The organism is Streptomyces sp. NPDC051286 (assembly GCF_044455345.1).
GTDB lineage: Bacteria > Actinomycetota > Actinomycetes > Streptomycetales > Streptomycetaceae > Streptomyces.
This window is the reverse complement of record NZ_JBITER010000001.1, coordinates 554,329-572,847: the sequence shown is the minus strand read 5'-3', so window position 1 is coordinate 572,847 and position 18,519 is coordinate 554,329. Positions and strand designations below refer to the sequence as shown.

At 69.6% G+C, this 18,519-nt stretch carries 13 protein-coding genes and 6 pseudogenes; 9 read left to right on the top strand and 10 right to left on the bottom strand.

Features of this window, described 5'->3' with window-relative positions; all coding sequences use genetic code 11:
* Positions 1-518, bottom strand: a 518-nt coding sequence (locus ACIBB8_RS02600; protein ID WP_398948724.1) for a plastocyanin/azurin family copper-binding protein, incomplete at its 3' end; no start/stop codon positions are given.
* 755 nt (positions 519-1,273) lie between these two features.
* Between ACIBB8_RS02600 and ACIBB8_RS02595 the strand changes: the two genes are divergently transcribed.
* From ACIBB8_RS02595 to ACIBB8_RS02575, 5 genes and pseudogenes are all read left to right on the top strand, one after another.
* Positions 1,274-2,239, top strand: a complete 966-nt coding sequence (locus tag ACIBB8_RS02595; protein WP_398948563.1) for a multicopper oxidase domain-containing protein — start codon at positions 1,274-1,276, stop codon at positions 2,237-2,239.
* A gap of 335 nt (positions 2,240-2,574) precedes the next feature.
* A pseudogene (locus tag ACIBB8_RS02590) lies at positions 2,575-3,597 on the top strand (ThuA domain-containing protein); the annotation flags it as partial.
* 6 nt (positions 3,598-3,603) lie between these two features.
* Positions 3,604-5,553: pseudogene (locus tag ACIBB8_RS02585) on the top strand (ThuA domain-containing protein); the annotation flags it as partial.
* A gap of 9 nt (positions 5,554-5,562) precedes the next feature.
* A pseudogene (locus ACIBB8_RS02580) lies at positions 5,563-5,763 on the top strand (PKD domain-containing protein); the annotation flags it as partial.
* An 81-nt stretch (positions 5,764-5,844) separates the two neighbouring features.
* Complete coding sequence (locus tag ACIBB8_RS02575; protein ID WP_398948723.1) at positions 5,845-6,696, top strand: DUF1080 domain-containing protein; 852 nt, start codon at positions 5,845-5,847, stop codon at positions 6,694-6,696.
* Positions 6,697-7,039: 343 nt separating this feature from the next.
* On the opposite strand, the gene ACIBB8_RS02570 is transcribed toward ACIBB8_RS02575, so the two are convergent.
* Together ACIBB8_RS02570 and ACIBB8_RS02565 are read right to left on the bottom strand one after the other, a co-directional pair.
* A complete protein-coding gene (locus tag ACIBB8_RS02570; RefSeq protein ID WP_376664642.1) occupies positions 7,040-7,375 on the bottom strand; it encodes a chorismate mutase in 336 nt (111 codons plus the stop codon).
* 62 nt (positions 7,376-7,437) lie between these two features.
* Positions 7,438-8,337, bottom strand: a complete 900-nt coding sequence (locus ACIBB8_RS02565; protein WP_398948562.1) for a helix-turn-helix domain-containing protein — start codon at positions 8,335-8,337, stop codon at positions 7,438-7,440.
* A gap of 252 nt (positions 8,338-8,589) precedes the next feature.
* Between ACIBB8_RS02565 and ACIBB8_RS02560 the strand changes: the two genes are divergently transcribed.
* The 3 genes from ACIBB8_RS02560 (at position 8,590) to ACIBB8_RS02550 (ending at position 12,503) form a co-directional block, all read left to right on the top strand.
* Positions 8,590-10,419 carry a beta-galactosidase family protein gene (locus ACIBB8_RS02560; protein WP_398948560.1) on the top strand — a complete coding sequence of 610 codons (1,830 nt, stop codon included), beginning with the start codon at positions 8,590-8,592 and terminating at the stop codon, positions 10,417-10,419.
* Between the two features lie 404 nt (positions 10,420-10,823).
* Positions 10,824-11,744, top strand: coding sequence for a hypothetical protein (locus tag ACIBB8_RS02555; RefSeq protein ID WP_398948559.1), 921 nt, complete (start codon positions 10,824-10,826; stop codon positions 11,742-11,744).
* Between the two features lie 48 nt (positions 11,745-11,792).
* A complete protein-coding gene (locus ACIBB8_RS02550) occupies positions 11,793-12,503 on the top strand; it encodes a HEAT repeat domain-containing protein (RefSeq protein ID WP_398948558.1) in 711 nt (236 codons plus the stop codon).
* Between the two features lie 146 nt (positions 12,504-12,649).
* Here ACIBB8_RS02550 and ACIBB8_RS02545 read toward each other — a convergent pair whose 3' ends face one another.
* From ACIBB8_RS02545 to ACIBB8_RS02515, 7 genes and pseudogenes are all read right to left on the bottom strand, one after another.
* Positions 12,650-14,326, bottom strand: a complete 1,677-nt coding sequence (locus tag ACIBB8_RS02545; protein WP_398948557.1) for a DEAD/DEAH box helicase — start codon at positions 14,324-14,326, stop codon at positions 12,650-12,652.
* A 225-nt stretch (positions 14,327-14,551) separates the two neighbouring features.
* Positions 14,552-14,755, bottom strand: coding sequence for a cold-shock protein (locus ACIBB8_RS02540; RefSeq protein WP_003969786.1), 204 nt, complete (start codon positions 14,753-14,755; stop codon positions 14,552-14,554).
* Positions 14,756-15,070: 315 nt separating this feature from the next.
* Positions 15,071-15,280, bottom strand: a pseudogene (locus tag ACIBB8_RS02535) (acetyl-CoA C-acetyltransferase); the annotation flags it as partial.
* A gap of 34 nt (positions 15,281-15,314) precedes the next feature.
* On the bottom strand, positions 15,315-15,926 hold the full coding sequence (locus tag ACIBB8_RS02530; protein ID WP_398948555.1) for a TetR/AcrR family transcriptional regulator: 612 nt from the start codon (positions 15,924-15,926) through the stop codon (positions 15,315-15,317).
* A 52-nt stretch (positions 15,927-15,978) separates the two neighbouring features.
* A pseudogene (locus tag ACIBB8_RS02525) lies at positions 15,979-16,110 on the bottom strand (SDR family oxidoreductase); the annotation flags it as partial.
* A gap of 97 nt (positions 16,111-16,207) precedes the next feature.
* A complete protein-coding gene (locus ACIBB8_RS02520; protein WP_398948554.1) occupies positions 16,208-16,798 on the bottom strand; it encodes a HutD family protein in 591 nt (196 codons plus the stop codon).
* A pseudogene (locus tag ACIBB8_RS02515) lies at positions 16,798-17,115 on the bottom strand (VWA domain-containing protein); the annotation flags it as partial. The pseudogene ACIBB8_RS02515 and the gene ACIBB8_RS02520, both read right to left, overlap by 1 nt.
* 412 nt (positions 17,116-17,527) lie before the next feature.
* Here ACIBB8_RS02515 and ACIBB8_RS02510 point away from each other — a divergent pair.
* A complete protein-coding gene (locus ACIBB8_RS02510) occupies positions 17,528-18,463 on the top strand; it encodes a rhomboid family intramembrane serine protease (protein ID WP_398948553.1) in 936 nt (311 codons plus the stop codon).
* The last annotated feature ends 56 nt before the right edge of the window (positions 18,464-18,519 follow it).

Below are 18,519 nucleotides of genomic sequence, written 5' to 3'. Positions count from 1 at the left end.
GAAGCAGTCACCGTGACGGTCGCGCTCGACACATAGTTCCCGGCAGAGTCCTTCGTCCCCGACACCGTCGCCGACGTATCCGGCGCAGTGGTGTCGTCGCCGGGCGCGGCAGTGACAATGAGCTCACCCACCATCATCTGGTGGCCCGGCATTGCGCAGAAGTAGCGGTAGACGCCAGGTGTGAGGGTGACTTCGGCAGTGTGCCTGCCTCCCCCGGAGTCGAAGGGGCTCGCCAGGATGTTGAGGCTGACGTCGCTGTTGTAGTCGGGGTTCGAGACGTCGAACGTCAGGGTGTGCGTCAACCCCGTCGTGTTGCCGGTCGCCGCGCTGCTCTCGAACACAATGGTCGCCTTGCCCGCCACCGCGGTGGCGGGGGCTGACGTGTACTTCGTGTAATCGTCGCCGGCCGTCCAGGTGAGCACCTGGGTTGCTGCGGTCTCCTCCGCGCGATTCACCGCCGCGTACGCGGCCGGAACGGCCAATGCGAAAGCCGTGAAGACAACGGCCATCAGCGCCATCAGCACCGGATGCTCGCTGAATCGGTCACGTAGCGCGGATCTTGAGGGGGGCGGATCCGTCTGGGCATGGAGCAGTCTTCTGAACACCGCTGCACCTTTCGGGAATTCGCTTGTGCGGCACCGCGCAGGACTCGCGGTCCCGCCGGGTGGACAATCAGCCGCCGGGATGAGCGCGTTCGAGACGCGAGTACTCCACTCACCGGACCGGCGCCCTGGACGGAACGGGGCGATTGCCGCGCTGCGGTTGATCGCCCGCGCGCGACGACGGGGGCCGCCGTCACTCACGCACAGGCGGCATCCGCCCCTGTCGCTGCGAGGCCGCTGGCACCGCGAACCCGAGGACGGGGTTCACGCAACCTCTTTACCATGCGGCAACGATGGGAAGTTAGCGGGTCTTTTGACTATCCGCCAAGACCTATGACGAGAATCCAACCAACTTTGACCTGAGCCTGGAAAAACTGGATGCGTGCCCGCTACGGTGTCCAGGTCCCGAGGCGAATCCCCTTCGCCCAGCCGATCCGATCCCGGCCGTAGCCGGCACATCGAACCAAGCCGGACCGCTTCCACCGGGATCCGGCAAAGTCGGACCGTCTCCACCGGAGTCCGGTCCGACGACCGCCCCGCCTGCCGCGCGGGGCCGAACGCCCGGCGCACCACCGCGTACCGCCGTGACGGGACAGCTGCCGTCGGCGGCGGCTCACACCACGACCACGAAACGCTTTCAGGCACGCGCGCGTTTCGAGGATTGGAGAGCGATGACCGACTCAGGCGCAGGCACGAGACGCTTCTTCTCCCGGCGAGCGTTCGCCACCGGCGCGGCCGCCGCAGCGGTCGTGCCCACGGTGCTCGGCGCCACCGCCGCCGCCCCGAAGGACAAGCCCGGTAAAGGAAGCGACAAGGGCACCGTCCGCGAGATGACGCTGTACATGGAGAACCTGCCGAACGGGCAGATGGGCTACGGCCTGGAGCCAGGTAAGGCGTCGATTCCCGGCCCGCTCATCGAGCTGACCGAAGGCGACACGATGCACATCGAGGTCGTCAACAACCTGAGCGTCGCCGCGAGTCTGCACGTGCACGGCGTGGACTACGACGTCGCCAGCGACGGCACCAAGATGAACGACAGCGTCGTCGAGCCGGGCGGCCGGCGGACCTACGTCTGGCGCACTCACGCCCCGGGACCGAACCACGACGGGACGTGGGAGGCCGGCAGCGCCGGCTACTGGCACTATCACGATCACCACGTGGGGACCGAACACGGCACGGGCGGCCTCAAGAAGGGCCTGTACGGCCCCGTGATCGTGCGCCGCAAGGGTGACGTGCTGCCCGACAAGCAGTTCACGGTCGTGTTCAACGACATGACAATCAACAACAAGGCCCACCACGACACCCCCACCTTCACGGCCGTCCGCGGCGAGCGGGTGGAGTTCATCGTCATCACCCACGGGGATTTCTTCCACACCTTCCATGTGCACGGCCACCGCTGGGTGGACAACCGCACCGGGATCCTGCAGGGTCCGCAGGACGTGAGCCGGGTCATCGACACCAAGACCGTCGGCCCCGCGGACTCCTTCGGGTTCCAGGTGATCGCGGGGGCCCGGGTCGGCGCAGGTGCCTGGATGTACCACTGTCACGTCCAGAGCCACGCGGACATGGGCATGGCCGGGATCTTCCTCGTGACCGAGGCCGACGGCACGGTCCCCGGCGGCATGCCCCACCACTAGGAGGGCACTGAAGATCTTGGCCGGGCTCCCGGCGTCTTGCACGCACATCTGCGGCGTTGCCAAAACGGCCTGGCAGCTCCGCTATAAGGCCTCGGCGCCTTGCAGCTGCACGCACCAGACGCCGCTCGCTGATCCGGCCAAGATCTTCAGCACCCTCCTAGGGCGTGTTCCGCCCCCGAAGCCGCGCCCGACAGGCCTGCCTGACGGGCGTGTACCAACCTGCCGCCGGTCGGTCCTCGCCCGCCAGGACCGGAGGCGAACCTGACCTCCCTGCTCCGGCACCCCGTCCTTCCCGGGCAGCGTGACCGCCCGCCGAAAGCCGTCGCGCCCGGCGCATGCCGGGCGGGGCCAATGCGGCAGCCCTCGCTCCATCCCCTGATCGCTCTTCCGTTTCCGGATCGAGTCAAGGAGCACACATGGGCAAGAGAGACCGGTTCGCCCTGTCGAGACGAAGCGGATCACCGCCGTCGCGTCCTGCGCGGACCTCTCGTCACGCGTGGCCCTGGCGCCGCGCGGTCGTTCTGCTGTCCAGCGCCGCACTGACCGTCGGGCTGTCCGCGCTGCCTTCCGTGCAGGCACAGGCGCAGCCGCCCGTCGAAAGCGTCAGCCAGGACCAGGGCGCTGCCGAAACCCAGGTGAACGTCCTGGTCTTCCACGGACCGGCCGCCAAGCAGGACGACCCGGTCAAGAAGGCCACGGCGGCGATCGAGACCCTCGGTGAGAAGAACGGGTTCAAGGTCGTCGAGTCCGAGGACGCGAACGTGTTCAACACCGCCGACCTCACCAAGTATCGAGGGGTGGTGTTCCTGTCGGCCGACGGCGTGACGCTCAACGCCGGGCAGGAAGCCGCATTCCAGTCGTACATCAACAACGGCGGCGGCTTCGTCGGCGTCCACGACGCCGCCCGGGCCCAGTCCGACTCCTCCTGGTTCACCGGGCTGATCGGCACCCGTCCGGCCCTGGGCCTCCCGGACCCCGAGAAGGTCGTCGAGAGCGCGGTCAACGCGGACAACCCGCCGAACGAAACCAAGGACAAGCTGTTCGACGGCAAGAACGACACCAAGTGGCTGGCCCGTACGCCGACCGGCTGGGTCACCATGAAGCTGGACAAGCCCACCGCGGTGGTCAACTACGCGTTGACCTCCGCCAACGACTTCACGGGACGGGACCCGAAGGACTGGAAGCTGCAGGGCTCGCAGGACGGCGAGAACTGGACGACCCTGGACACCCGGACCGGGGAGACCTTCCCGTCGCGTTTCCAGACCAGGCAGTTCCAGTTCACCAACAAGCAGGCCTACCAGCACTACCGGTTGGAGATCACCGCGAACAGCGGTGAGCCGCTGACCCAGCTGGCCGAGCTGCGGCTCTTCAACGCCAACCCGACACCTCCGCAGGATTCCAAGGTCCAGCAGGCCGTCGTCGACGTGACGGACCGCCAGCACCCGGCCAACAAGGGCCTGCCGCTCAACTGGACCCGCTCCGATCAGTGGATCAACTGGGACCCCAACCCGATCGGCAAGGTCCACACCGTTGCCCAGGTCGAGGAGTGGAAGTACAAGCCCGGAATCAGCGCCAACGGCCCGTTCCACCCGATCTCGTGGTGCCGCGACTACGACGGCGGCCGGTCCTTCTACACCGGCATGGGCCGCACCGAGGAGAGCTACACCACCGACACGAAGTTCCAGAGCCACCTCCTCGGCGCCATCCAGTGGACCACCGGCATGGTCCGCGGCGACTGCCAGGCGACCATCGCGTCCAACTACAAGACCGAGCGGCTGACCGCCCAGAACCAGTCGGGGCAGCTCGACCAGATCGGTGAGCCGCACGGACTCACCATGGCCCCTGACGGCAAGGCCTTCTACATCGGCAAGGCCGCCTGCCCGTCCGGCCCGATCAGTTCCTGGAACGACCCCAAGGTCGGCCTGGGCTGCGGCACCATCCACCAGTGGGATTCCAGGACCAAGCAGGTCAAGCTGCTCACCACACTCGATGTCATGGGCAACCGGGGCAGCGGTGACGAACTGGTCAAGAACGAGGAAGGCCTCGTCGGCATCACCCTCGACCCGAAGTTCGAGAAGAGCGGGTGGATCTACATCTACTGGATGCCGCACGAGTCGATCGACCGCGACAAGCGGATCGGTCAGCGGACGGTCTCCCGGCTGACCTACGACTTCGCGACCGAGTCCATCGACCAGTCCACCCGCAAGGACCTGCTGCACTGGGACACCCAGATCCACAGCTGCTGCCACGCCGGTGGCGGCATGTCCTTCGACAAGGACGGCAATCTCTACATCGGCTCCGGTGACAGCAACTCCTCCGGCGGCTCCAGCGGCTACTCCGGGAACAACTGGACCCAGGACTACAAGGGTGTCTCCTTCCAGGACGCCCGCCGCACCTCCGGCAACACCAACGACCTCAACGGCAAGATCATCCGCATCCACCCCGAGCCCGACGGCACCTACACCGTCCCCAAGGGAAACCTCTTCCCGCCGGGCACGGCCAAGACCCGCCCCGAGATCTACGTGATGGGTGTCCGCAACATCGCACGGCTCTCCGTCGACCCGGTGCACAACTGGCTGAACGCCGGCTGGGTCGGGCCGGACGCGGGAGCGCCGAGCCCCGAGCTGGGCCCGGCCAAGTACGAGACGGCCACGATCATCACCTCCGCGGGCAACCAGGGCTGGCCGTACTGCATGGGCAACCGGCAGCCGTACCGTGACCGCAGCAACACCGACGCCAGTGTCCTCACCGGCTGGTACGACTGCGACCACCTCAAGAACGAGTCGCCGCGCAACACCGGCCTGGTGGACATCCCACCGGCCCGCGACAACATGATCTGGTACTCGCCGCAGGGCGGCGGCCCGGTCTTCCCCAAGCGCTCCGACGGCAGCGGTGTCCCGAGCTACGTCGACAGCGAGGCCACCTACACCCAGCCGTACCTCAGGGGCGGCGGCCAGGCCATCATGTCCGGTCCGACCTACCACCGCTCCCAGGTGGACACCAAGAGCGGTGTCGCCTGGCCGGCGTACTGGGAGGACAAGTGGTTCATCGGTGACGAGTCCAACTCCAACAACCGGGTCGCGGTGACCGTCGACCCCGGCCAGGTCAAGGACGCGGGCGCGCCGGCCTTCGGCGAGGACCTGCGCAGCATCATCGCGCCCGGCAGCGGCGGCACCCAGCTGCAGAGCTGGATGGACGCCAAGTTCGGTCCCGACGGTGCGCTGTACATGCTCGACTACGCGGGCGGTTTCTTCAGCCTGCACTCCAACCAGAAGCTCATCCGTATCACCTACCAGGGAGGGCCGGCCACCCCGAAGCCGCAGGACGCCGGGGCGCGCGTCATCACCCAGAGCAAGCCCAAGACGGTGGCGTTCTCCGGTGCCAAGGTCGGCGGTGTGGCCTGGGAGTGGGACTTCGGTGACGGCAGCGCGCCGTCGCACGAGGCCAACCCCACGCACACCTACGCCGACTACGGCACGTACCACGCGAAGCTGACGGTCACCTACGCCGACGGCGAGAAGGCCACCGCGACGTTCGACGCCGAGGCCGGCTGCCCCGCGCCCGACGCCCGTCCGACCGTCAAGCTGCTCGACACCGACACCGGCGTGGCCAACCACCGCGCGGGCGGCGGCTGCACCGTCAACGACCTGATCGACGACGAGGCGTCCTGGCCGAACCACGGCGAGTTCGTCAGCCACGTCAACGCCGTGGTCAACGACCTCCGCAAGAAGGACGTCCTCGACAACCGCGAGTCGGCGGCGATCAGCAAGGCGGCGGCGCAGAGCAAGATCGGCAAAGTCGCCGGGTACCAGCCCCTCTTCGACGGGACCGCGGCGAGCCTCGCCGACTGGCGGCAGGCCGGCCCCGGGAAGTTCACCCTCCAGCCCGACGGCACCATCCGCGGCTCAGGCGGCCTGGGCATGCTGTGGTACGCCAAGCAGGAGCTCGGAGACTTCTCGGTCAGGCTCCAGTTCCGGGACATGGCTCCGGGTAGCGGCAACGCCAACAGCGGTGTCTTCATCCGGTTCCCGGACCCGCGGACGCCGCTGGCCGACCGTCCGGCCGGCAGTTGCGGGACGGTCGGTTCGGCTCGCACCGCCCCCGAGTGGCTCGCGATCTACTGCGGTCAGGAGATCCAGATCTACGACGGGACCACGGGCGAGGTCCAGAAGACCGGCTCGGTGTACAACTTCAAGCCGCTGGGCCTGGACAAGGCGGGGGTGACCCCCAAGGGCCAGTGGAACGACTATGAGATCCGCGCGGTCGGACAGCACTACACGATCATCCGCAACGGCGTGGTGATCAACGAGTTCGACAACACGCCCGGCAAGTCGTCGTCCCGGGCGGGTGACCCGCCCACGGACCTGCGTCAGTTCCTCAGCGGGTACGTGGGGTTGCAGAACCACAGCAACAACGACCTGATCGAGTTCCGCAACATCCGGGTGCGGAACCTGTAGTCGCGAGCGGTCAACCCGAAGCGTGACTCCGGGGGAGGCCTACCCCCTCGGACACTCGCTGCAGCGGCACGGAAGCGAGGGCCGCGGCCTTGAGGTCGCGGCCCTCGCTGCGTGTTCGTACCTGACTGATATTTGTCAGGGCTTCGCGGAGTGGGTGATCACCGTGAACGTCGCCGGCTCAGGACGTGATGGAGGCCCGGAAGCGGTAACGGCCTGGTGCACGACAGCGAGCGGGCTCCCTATCGCGCACCCGGCCGTAAGTGCTGCCACAGCAAGGACGGCCCCGGGCCCGCCGGGCTCGGAGCGTGCGCTCGGCCCGCCGTACGGTTCCGGGTGCGGAGGATCAGTTCTCGGAGGCTGCGTCGCCGGTCGGGGGGTCACCGGCAATCCGCTCATGGTGCCGGATCACTTCGGCGATGATGAAGTTCAGGAGCTTCTCGGCGAAGGCGGGGTCGAGTTTCGCGTTCTCGGCGAGGCGGCGCAGGCGGGCGATCTGTTCGGTTTCGCGGGTCGGGTCGGCCGGGGGCAGTTTGTGGTTCGCCTTGAGATGCCCGACCTGCTGGGTGCACTTGAAGCGCTCGGCGAGCATGTGGACAACAGCAGCATCGATGTTGTCGATGCTTTCGCGGAGCCGGTTCAGTTCCGCACGTACGGACTCGTCGATGTCGCTCGGGGTCATGGTCGTCGAGCTTACGGCCTGGTGCACGATAGCGAGCGGGCTCCCGGCGTGGGGGGAGGACGTCAGACGTCCGGGGTCCACGCGGTGATCGTCGGTGGGTGTTCGGGGTCGGGGACCTGGTCGCTCCAGCCGCCGGGAACGGCGCGGCCCTGTTGTTCGCGGAAGCGGACGGGGGCGGTGCCGACGCGGCGGGCGAAGAGGCGGGAGAAGTAGGCGGGGTCGTCGTAGCCGACGCGGCGGGCGACCGCGGCGACGGGCAGGTCGGTTGCGGCGAGGAGTTCTTTGGCTCGGCCGAGGCGGATACCGAGAAGGTAGTCCTTGGGGCTGCAGCCGGCGCCGCGGCGTACGGCGGTGCGCAGTTCGGCGGGGGTCATGCCGTGGCGGGCCGCGTGTTCGGCGACGGAGAGGGGCTGGAATGCGTCGCGGGCGAGGGCCTGGAGGACGGGGTCGCCGTCGGGGCTGACGTCGGCGCGGGCGCGGCGCAAGGCGACGAGGAGTTCGTGGACGGCGGCGCCGGTCTCGACTTCGAGGAGGGGGTTGCCGCGTCTGGCGGCGCGGACCATGCGGCTGATGGCGGCGCGTGGTCCCGCGGTGTCGGCGAGGGGAACGAGGGGGCGGTCGGGTTCGATGTACCCGAGTTCGGTGTAGGTGGTGGTGGCGGGGCCGGTGAAGTCGACGAAGGCCTCGTCCCAGCCGGCGCCGGGGTCGGCGCCGTAGTGGTGGGGGGTGCCGGGGGTGAGCCAGATGAGGCTGGGGGCGGTGACGGGTATGCGGCGGCCGTCGGGGCCGCTGAACCAGCCGCTGCCGGAGTTGATGACGACGGCGACATGGTGGTCGAGGGTGCGGGGGCCGACGGTGGGCAGGGCGCCGTGTTGCAGGCCGACGCCCAGGCAGACGAGGCCGAGGCGGTGATGGAGCGGGCTGGGCGTGAAGAATCGCATCCAGGTGTGGTACGTCGACATCGGCTTTCCTTCCTCCGCTCAGCTCGGCCGGGCTCGACTCCGCCGGGTTCGCTTCGGCTCGGTCGGCCGCGGTGACCTGCGCATTGTGTCCAAACAGCAGTGATCTTTGTCCATGGACCGGCGGTACGCCAGGGGGCAAGGGTGGATGGAACATTCCTCCCGGGTTCGCCCGCTCCGTGGTGCGTGCCGTTGTGCGGCGCCGGGTGTGCGGGCCCGGGGGTGGGACCGGCGCAACAGGAGAGTGCGAGCACGATGGCTGATTTCACCGTGGGGGACGACCACTTCCGGCTCGACGGAAGACCCGTACGCCTGCTGTCGGGGGCGCTGCACTATTTCCGGGTGCACGAGGCGCACTGGGATCACCGGCTTTCGATGCTGCGGGCCATGGGCCTGAACTGTGTGGAGACGTACGTTCCGTGGAATCTGCACGAACCGGAGCCCGGGGTGTTCCGGGATGTGGCGGCGCTCGGCCGGTTCCTGGACGCGGCGCACCGGGCGGGGCTGTGGGCGATCGTGCGCCCGGGTCCGTACATCTGTGCGGAGTGGGAGAACGGCGGGTTGCCCGCGTGGGTGACGGGCCGGTTCGGGCGGCGGGTACGGACGCGTGACGCCGGGTATCTGGAGGCGGTCGAGCGGTGGTTCGCCGAGTTGTTGCCGCAGGTGGTGGAGCGGCAGATCGACCGCGGCGGCCCGGTGGTCATGGTTCAGGTGGAGAACGAGTACGGGAGCTACGGCACCGATCAGGTCTATCTGGGGCGGCTGGCGGAGGTGCTGCGCGGGCATGGGGTGAGCGTGCCGCTGTTCACGTCGGACGGGCCGGAGGACCACATGCTGACAGGTGGTTCCGTGCCGGGGGTGCTGGCGACGGCGAATTTCGGCTCGGGGGCGCGTGAGGCGTTCGAGGTGCTGCGCCGGCACCAGCCGGAGGGTCCGCTGATGTGTATGGAGTTCTGGTGCGGCTGGTTCGACCACTGGGGTGCCGCGCCGACGGTCCGGGATCCGGCGGAGGCCGCCCAGGCGCTGCGGGAGATTCTGGAGTGCGGGGCATCGGTGAATATCTACATGGCGCACGGGGGAACGAATTTTGCGGGCTGGGCGGGGGCGAACCGCTCGGGTCCGGTGCAGGACCAGGATTTTCAGCCGACGGTGACGTCGTACGACTACGATGCGCCGATCGACGAGTACGGGCGGCCGACGGAGAAGTTCTGGCTGTTCCGGGAGGTCCTGGCGGAGTTCGCGGACGGTCCGCTCCCGGAGCTGCCGCCGGAGCCGGCCGGGCTTGCGGCGCCGGTGCGGGCGGAGCTGACCGGGTGGGCGCCGCTGTCTGTGGTGCTGGAGGTGCTGGGCGACCCGGAACGGGCGGAGTCCGGTGTTCCGCCGACGTTCGAGGAGCTGGGCGTGGACCGGGGCCTGGTGCGGTACGAGGTCGCCGTTCCGGGTTCGCGACGCCCGTATGCGCTGGGTGTGACCGGGCTCCGGGACCGAGCGGTGGTGTATGTGGACGGGGTCCGGGAAGGCGTGCTGAGCGGCGAGAGCGCCACCCTCGACGAGCCGGTGGCCGGGCCCGCGTCGGTCGAGCTGTGGGTGGAGTCGCTGGGCCGGGTCAATTACGGGCCGCGACTGGCTGAGCCGAAGGGCATCACGGGCGGCATCCGGCACGAGCGGCAGTATCTGCACGGGGTGCGGGCGCGGGCGCTGCGGCTGGCCGCTTTCGAGGAGCCGGGTGCGGTGGACGCGGTGCCCTTCGGGGCTGTCGCCGAGAGGGGCCGTACCGGGCTGTACCGGGGTTCGTTCGAGTCGGCGGTTTCGGAGCGCGCGGGTCTTCCGGATCATGCGGGGATCGAACTGCCGGGCTGGACGCGCGGATTCGTCTGGGTGAACGGTTTCTGCCTGGGCCGGTACTGGTCGGCGGGTCCGCAGCGGACGCTGTATGTGCCGGGTCCGGTTCTACGGGAGGGCGTCAACGAGGTGTGGGTGCTGGAGGTGGAGGGCGCCGGGGATCCGTGGGTGGAGCTGGGTCCGGGTGTCCCCGTCCGGGCCGGGACACCTGAGGGTGCTCAGAGCCTGTCGGGCGACCTCTGATCGGGCGGACGTCACCCGACAGACTCTCAGGGCTGATGCGGTGGGGCCGGCCGGGGCGTCGGAGTGCGGCTGCCGCGGAGGCGATGGTCGCGCCGAAGGCCGGCACCTCGCTGTATACCCCGGGGCAGCCGGGTTCGTACGGGCCGGTGGCCTTCAGCAGGTAGCGCTGCAGTCCCGCCGCCCTCGGTGGCGTCGGCCCAGCCTGTGCGAGCGGTGTCCGGGGCTGTCCTCGCCGCTGTTTCCCGCGCGTCCGCTTACGGCCTGGTGCACGATAGCGAGCGGGCTCCCGGCCGTTACGGCCTCCCCCGCGGTAGGAAGTGGATCGGCGAGCGGCGTCAAGCGGAGTCGCAGGGCGTCGGGAGTCCACTCCCTACCGCGGAGGAGGCCGTTACAGTGGAAGCCGGTTGAGCGTCACGGATGGGGGTGCGGACGTGACGGACGGCGGCCCGGTGGTGCATGGCTTCCCTCATCTGGACATCGTCCGGTCTGCGATCACCGCGCTGTACCGGAGGCTGTCGTACGACGGTGTGCGCAGGTACGCGCCGAGCCTGCTGCCCGCCGAAGCGGCCTTCTCCGACCAGGACGATCTGCATCTGGGGGCGCAGCGCGTGGCGCGGGCGATGGTCCGGCATCTGCATCTGCCGGATGCCCGCATGATCGTCGGGTTCCGGGCGATGGAGCATGCGGGGAGTGTCGAACTCGCGGCAGGGCCCGAGTACTTCATCGAGCTCAACGACCGCTTCCGCACTCATCGCAGGGACATCGGTGCCGCGCTGTCGCACGAGGTGATGCATGTGCTGTTGCACCGGCTGGGTCTGGAGTTCCCCGGTACACGGGACAACGAGATCCTGACCGACACGGCGGCAGCGTATCTGGGGGCGGGCTGGCTGCTGCTCGACGCGTTCCGGGAGGACGCCGCGTCCAGTCAGAAGCTCGGCTATCTCACCCCGGAGGAGTTCGGGTACGTGCTGGCCAAGCGGGCGTTGGTGTTCGACGAGGATCCGTCGCCGTGGTTCACGAGTCCGCAGGCGTATACGGCGTACGTGAAGGGGCGGGCGCTGGCGCTGCGGGACGGGCAGCAGCCTCCGCTGGCGGCCGCGGGCTGGGCCGGCCGGCACCGTTATTCGAAGGACCGGCGGTACGCCCAGGACCATGCGGGGGCCGCCGCGACCCCGGGGGCCCCGTACCGCTTCGAGGAGGGTCCGGGGGGTTGGCGGGTCTCGTTCACCTGCCCGACCTGCCACCAGCGCATCCGGGTACCGGTCCGCGGCCGGGTGCGGGCGCGGTGCGGGTTGTGCCGCACGGTACTGGACTGCAATACCTGAACCCGTCGGGGCCCTCCGTCGTAGAGTCGACGGGTGGCGGAAGATCCGATGACGGACACGCGGAACCTGTTCGAGGCCCTCTGCGAGGGTGAGGACGCCGTCGTGCGGCTGCTGCGCGCGGGGGTGCCCGTGGAGTCGGTCGACGAGAACGGTGCGACGGCGCTCTATCTGGCGGCAGTGTCGGACCAGCCGGTTGTGGTGCGGCTGCTGCTGGCGGCGGGCGCCGATCCGGACCGGGCGTGCGGGCCCGAGGCGGGCGATCTGCCGATCTGCGGGGCGGCGGGCACGGCGGTGCTGGGGCCGGGGCACCATGGGGATCCGGTGGCCCTGCCGGAGGTGCTGCGGCATGCGCGGAATCCGGAGCGGGTGGTGCGCCGTGCGGTGACGCTGGCGCTGCTCGACCTGGTCTCCGGTGACCATGCGGAGGGGGTCGAGGTGCTGGTGAGGCTGAGCCGGGACACCGATGCGGAGGTGCGGGACTGGGCTACGACGGCGCTGGCCGCACTGGACACGGACACGCCGGTGCTCCGCGCTGCGCTGGCGGAGCGGCTGGACGACGCGGATCCGGACACGGTCGCGGAGGCGGTACAGGGCCTGGCGCGCCGTCAGGATCCGCGGGCGGTACCGGTGTTGGAGCGGTTGCTGCAGGAGGCGGAGCCGGACGGTTATGCGCGGGCGGTGGCGGTCGACGCGGTGGCGTGTGTGGCGGACGGCCCGGTCAGGGAGCGTCTGGAACGGATGTGTCCGCGCCTGCCGTGAGCGGCACGGTGACGAGCGGGCAGCGGGTGCCCGAGTGGATGTCCGGCATGCATGTGTTGCCGTGGATCCGGCGACCCCGGACCGGGGTCTGGGGCAGAGCCCCGGTGCGGTGACCAGATCGACCGGTCACCGCACCTCGTACGCTGCTACGCCGCCCTGCGACCCCGCGCGGCCGCGCTGCCATTGCTTCGCCCGGAACCTCCCGCGCGCCCCGAGGCCGCGCCCGAACCGTTGCCACGGCCCGCGCCGCCGGCCCGTGCGGCGCCGCCACCCTGCGCGGCCCCGGCCCCGGCCCCGGCCCCGGCTCCGGCTCCGGCCCCGGCCCCGCTTCCGGCGCCGGACCCACCGCGTCGGCCCCGGCCTCGGCTGCCGGAACGGAACGGCGCACCGCCTCCGGTTCCACCGGCCCCGCCCGACCGTGTGCGCGGCTTCGGCTGGGTCGGCTGGGGGACCTCGATGACGACCGCGATGCCGGACGGCTCGCGCGCCCCGGTGATCCGGCTGAGTTCCTCGTCGCTGGACTTGATCCGGGTGGTTCGCGGCGCGATGCCGGCGTCGGCCATCAGCCGGGTCATCTCCCGCTTCTCCTCCGGCAGCACCAGTGTGACGACGCTGCCCGATTCCCCGGCGCGCGCGGTGCGACCGCCGCGGTGGAGGTAGTCCTTGTGGTCCGTCGGCGGGTCGACGTTCACGACCAGGTCGAGGTCGTCGATGTGGATGCCGCGGGCGGCCACGTTCGTCGCGACGAGTGCGGTGACCTGACCGTTCTTGAACTGGTCGAGCGTCCGGTTGCGCTGCGGCTGGGAGCGCCCGCCGTGCAGTGCGGCAGCCCGGACACCGCTGGCCAGCAGCCGCTTGGCGAAGCGGTCGGCGGCGCGCTTGGTGTCCACGAACATGATCACGCGGCCGTCGCGGGCCGCGATCCTGGTGGCGATCACCTTCTTGTCGGTCTCGTCGGCCACATGCAGCACGTGGTGCTCCATGGTGGTGACGGCGCCCGCGGAGGGGTCGACCGAGTGCACGACCGGGTCGGTCAGGAACATCTTGACCAGCCGGTCGATGTTCTTGTCCAGGGTCGCGGAGAACAGCATCCGCTGCCCGTCCGGTTCGACCTGCTTGAGCAGTCCGACGACCTGGGGCATGAAGCCCATGTCGGCCATCTGGTCGGCCTCGTCGAGAACGGTGATGGACACCTGGTCGAGTCGGGCGTCGCCGCGCTCGATGAGGTCCTTCAGCCGACCCGGCGTGGCGACGAGCACCTCGGCGCCGCGGCGCAGCGTGCCGGCCTGCTTGCTGATCGACATGCCGCCGACGACGGTGGCGAGCCGCAGGTTCACGGATGTCGCGTACGGCGTGAGCGCGTCGGTGACCTGCTGGGCGAGTTCGCGGGTCGGGACGAGGACGAGTGCCAGCGGGGCGCGCGGCTCGGAGCGGCGCCCGGCGGTGCGGGCGAGAAGCGCGAGGCCGAAGGCCAGGGTCTTGCCGGAGCCGGTGCGGCCGCGGCCGAGGATGTCCCGGCCTGCGAGCGAGTTCGGCAGGGTGGCGCCCTGGATCGGGAACGGATCGGTGACGCCCTGCGCGGCAAGGGTTTTCAGCAGGGCAGCGGGCATGTCCAGCTCAGCGAACGCCTCGACGGCGGGCAGTGCGGGGGTCATGGTTTCGGGCAGGGCGAATTCGCCCTGCGGCGGCGTGGCCCTGCGACGGGGCGACGCCTTGCCGGATCCCTTGCCGGAACCCTTAGCGGTTGCCTGTGCCGGGGCCGTGCCGCGCCCCCTCGACGGGCGGGTGCGGGCGGGTCGGTCCTGGCGTTCGGAGCGGGTCATACGGAATTGCCCTCCTGGGGATTCCTGGGAACTACTTGGGACTGCTGGGGACTGCCGGGGACTCTACGGAGCGCGCGCACCGGCTCGTGAATTCTCGGTGAATGTTCGAATTCCGGTCGCATGTGCGTACATATGGGACTCTCGGCGCACTTCCCCGGGACAGCACAAGCCGGGGCCCGCACCTTCACGGTGCGGGCCCCGGCTGCGAGGTACGCGTCGCGGCAATTAGGCCGGGACGATGTTCTCCGCCTGCGGGCCCTTCTGGCCCTGCGTGACGTCGAAGGAGACCTTCTGGCCCTCCTGGAGCTCACGGAAGCCCGAGGTGGCGATGTTGGAGTAGTGGGCGAAGACGTCGGCGCCGCCGCCGTCCTGCTCGATGAAGCCGAAGCCCTTTTCCGAGTTGAACCACTTCACGGTTCCAGTAGCCATGTCATTCTCCTCAAGAGGTGCAGTGCCGGAAATCCGCACTTTACGAATTCCAAGTCGCCGCATTGAGCCCCATCCGGAGAAAGCCGGAAAACAATAATGCGCCTGAGGAAGCATTCCCGTCAGGCGCACATAAAGTTCATGGGTACCAAAACTGCAACCGGACCACCGTAGCACGATTTGCCGACCAGCGGTGGATCTTGCCACGCCGCCGGTCGGCGGACTCCCGCGAAGGCCTTGGCGGCAACCGGTTCACAGCCGTTCGAGATCGTCACGTTCGCCTGGCCGCCGCACTCGCGGCGCGGCCCCTCGTCGTCAGCAGGTCCGGGCGATGTCGCCGGCCTGTGGTCCAACGGTGTCGAGGCAGCCGCGGACGACGTCCTCGACGGCCGCCGGACCGATGCCGGTGCGCTCGACGAGGGCCCTCAGCACATGGGCGCCGAGGTCGGCGGGGTGGACGGCCCCGAGGCCTCCCCCGCGCCGGCCGACCGGGGTACGTACCGCTTCGACGATGTAGGCCTCGGCCATGACTGCCGCTCCTTGAGAGGCCCGTGGGTGTGGGTTACGTACGCAGAGCGATGCCGTCCAGGACCATCGAGAGGTACTGGCGGGCGATTTCCTCGGGGCTGTGCTGTCCGCCCGGCCGGTACCAGGAGGCCGCTACCCAGACGGTGTCGCGGACGAACCGGTAGGTGAGCCGGATGTCGAGGTCGGCGCGGAAGACCTCGGCGGCGACGCCGCGTTCCAGCGTGCCGAGCCATGCCTTCTCGAACTTCTGCTGGGAGTCGGTGAGATAGGCGAAGCGCGGCTGGGTGGCGAGGTGTCTGGACTCCTTCTGGTAGATGGCGACGGCGGCGCGGTGCCGGTCGATCTCCCGGAAGGACTCGGTAACAAGCGCCTCGATGGTCTCGCGGGGGCCGAGTCCGGCGGCGAGCACCGCGTCGTACCCCTCCCAGAGTTCGGCGAGGAAGGTGGAGAGGATCTCGTCGACCATCGATTCCTTGGAATCGAAGTGGTAGTAGAGGCTGCCCGCGAGCATCCCGGCCTCGTCCGCGATCTTGCGGACGGTGGTGGCGTTGTATCCCTGCGCGGCAAAGACCTCGGCGGCGGTGTCGAGGAGTTCGCGGCGCCGCTCGGGCGAGGGGGTCACCTGGGGCTTCTTCTTGGTAGGCACCCGCCCATTCTCCGCCCGTGCGATGCCCGCGGACGTGTCGGCGGGTGCCCGGTCAGACATGTTGGCTGCTGACCGGGACGACTTCGCCCGTCATGTACGAGGAGTAGCCGCTGGCCAGGAAGACGATGACATTGGCGACCTCCCAGGGTTCGGCGTACCGGCCGGACGCCTCCTCGCGGGTGAGTAGGCGTGGCCGTTGCGGGACGCCCGGGGAGCGCCGGGAGCGGGTGATGGCGGGCCGCTGAGGGGCCGGGGCCTCCGGCGGTCGTTCCGACCCACCATCACCGGGTGCCCGAAGTCGTGCAGGTCCTGTCCGCTGGTGACAGGGTGATCACCAGCGCCCACCCCTGGGTGCGCAGCACCAGGGGTGCCGCACCTTCCGTCAACACCGCGTCGTAGCAGTCGAGTTCGATGTCCTGATCGTCGAGCGCCGCACCGTCCTCCAGCGCGACGGCCAGAACCGTGCCGCCCTCCGGCGCCTGCAGCCGGAGGGTGCCGCGTACGACCGCGACCTCCGCCGCCGTACGCTCCCTGCGGTACATCACGTTGAGGTTCACGACGGGGCCGCCGAGGAGCTGCCCGTCCGTCTCCAGGTCCCCGGGAAAGTCGTGGGGCCAGTACTGCTCGTCGACGATGTGGTGCTCGCCGCCCACCATGAGGTCCATCCCGGCGCCCTCGACCACGGTCAGCGTGCGGTCGACCCCGGGAAACGAGGAGAACGGCCCGTCCGCGGTCACATCGGCGAGGCTGACCCGCCAGTCGAAGTCGTCCAGCGGCGCGCCCTCGGGGGAAGCGGCGATCTCCCGGGTGACTCCCCCGCCGTTCTTCCAGGGCACGGCCGTACGGTCGGCCGCCCTCAGCACCCGTGGCATCACTTGACGGTCCCCTGCGCCCGGGCCGCGGTCAGCCAGCTGGGGAATTCGGCGACGAGCCGGTCGTACAGCTCGGAGTCCGGAACCTGACGCGGATCGAGTCCGGCGTGGAACAAGCCGGCGTTGTCGACGGGGCGCTGCGCGGCCACGGCCAGTTCGTCGAGCCTGTGCAGGTAGTTGAACTGCGAGTTTCGCTTGTCGCCGAAGCCGGTGAACTGCCAGAACAGCGGCAGCTTCGTCGCCTTGCAGAGATAGCGCTCCGCCGCGAGCTTGTTGATCGGGCCGCCGTCGGTCTGGAAGACGACTAGGGCGTGTTTCGAAAGTCCCGCCTGCCTGGCGGCGTCTGGCACGCACGCTCGCTGCGTTGTCGGGCTCGCCTCGATACGCCCAGTATCGGGGTGACCCTCCGCCTTGCGATCGCACGCACCAGACGCCGCCAGGCCCGCCCTACAGGCGGACGACGCCCCTTTCGAAACACGCCCTAGCGCGGGCGCGGTCTCCTCGACCTTGCGGAGACTGATGCCGGTCACACGGGGCTCCGTTACTGAGAAGGGAGTCACGAGGTTACGTCACCGTGGTGGACGAGCTGCCGCGTTGTGGACGACCCCGGCTCTTCCCGCCTGGGCCGGGCCCGCACCCGGCCGCGTTCGCGGGGCCCTCGTTCGCTATGTTGATCGCCGCCGACCCCCACCGGCCGCCCGCCAACGTCCCCCCGCGAAGGAGCCGGCCATGGAGGCCGCTGTCACCACCTGCTACCGCCATCCGTCGTACGAGACGTATGTGCGCTGCACCCGCTGCGACCGCTACATCTGCCCGGACTGCATGCGTGAGGCTGCGGTCGGCCATCACTGCGTGGAGTGCGTGAAGGAGGGGCAGCGGTCGATCCGGCAGGCGCGCACGGTCTTCGGCGGTGCGGTGTCGAGGACGGCGGTGCCCGTCGTGACGTACGTCCTGATGGGCCTGAACATAGTGGCGTATCTGGGCGAGTTGGTGCGCCCCGGGATCGTCGACCGGTTCGGGATGCTCGGCGCGGTTCTGGTCGGACCCCACGGCGACCAGTACGTGTACGAGAGCGGGGACTTCCACGGGTTCCACGCGGTCGGGGTGGTGGACGGCGAGTGGTACCGGCTGCTGACCGGGGCGTTCCTCCACCTTCCGCCGGGTGGGTCGTCCTTCGGTGCCTTGCCGTTCGGGGTGCTGCACATCCTCTTCAACATGTACGGGCTGTGGAATCTGGGCCGGGTCGTCGAGGAGCAGCTGGGCCGGGGCCGGTATCTCGCGCTGTATCTGCTGTCGGCGCTGGGCGGCTCGGTGCTGGTGTACCTGATCGCACCGGACGCCCTGACGGTGGGCGCTTCGGGGGCGGTCTTCGGTCTGGCGGCGGCGTTCTACGTCATCAACCGGCGGCTCGGCCGGGACATGGCGGCGGTCAACCGGTTCATGGCCCAGTTCCTGATCTGGCTGCTGATATCCGCGTGGTTCACCTCGTGGCAGGGGCACCTGGGCGGGCTGCTGACGGGCGGCATCGTCATGGCCGCGCTCGCGTACGCCCCGGCGAAGCGCCGTACCGCCGTGCAGATCGCCGCGTGCGGGGTGGTCTTCGTGGTACTGGTCGCCCTGGTCGTTCTGAAGACCTCGCAGCTGACCGGCGGCGCCGTGGCGTGAGCGTTCGGCCGGCGGACCGGGCCCGGACGCGCCACGGCGCCTGCCGAATCGTCCGG

Coding starts and splice junctions, on each gene's coding strand:
- ACIBB8_RS02540 (WP_003969786.1), bottom strand. CDS start 14,755: ATGGCTACTGGAACCGTGAAGTGGTTCAACTCGGAAAAGGGCTTCGGC.
- ACIBB8_RS02595 (WP_398948563.1), top strand. CDS start 1,274: ATGACCGACTCAGGCGCAGGCACGAGACGCTTCTTCTCCCGGCGAGCG.
- ACIBB8_RS02510 (WP_398948553.1), top strand. CDS start 17,528: ATGGAGGCCGCTGTCACCACCTGCTACCGCCATCCGTCGTACGAGACG.
- ACIBB8_RS02565 (WP_398948562.1), bottom strand. CDS start 8,337: ATGTCGACGTACCACACCTGGATGCGATTCTTCACGCCCAGCCCGCTC.
- ACIBB8_RS02570 (WP_376664642.1), bottom strand. CDS start 7,375: ATGACCCCGAGCGACATCGACGAGTCCGTACGTGCGGAACTGAACCGG.
- ACIBB8_RS02560 (WP_398948560.1), top strand. CDS start 8,590: ATGGCTGATTTCACCGTGGGGGACGACCACTTCCGGCTCGACGGAAGA.
- ACIBB8_RS02545 (WP_398948557.1), bottom strand. CDS start 14,326: ATGACCCGCTCCGAACGCCAGGACCGACCCGCCCGCACCCGCCCGTCG.
- ACIBB8_RS02520 (WP_398948554.1), bottom strand. CDS start 16,798: ATGCCACGGGTGCTGAGGGCGGCCGACCGTACGGCCGTGCCCTGGAAG.
- ACIBB8_RS02550 (WP_398948558.1), top strand. CDS start 11,793: ATGACGGACACGCGGAACCTGTTCGAGGCCCTCTGCGAGGGTGAGGAC.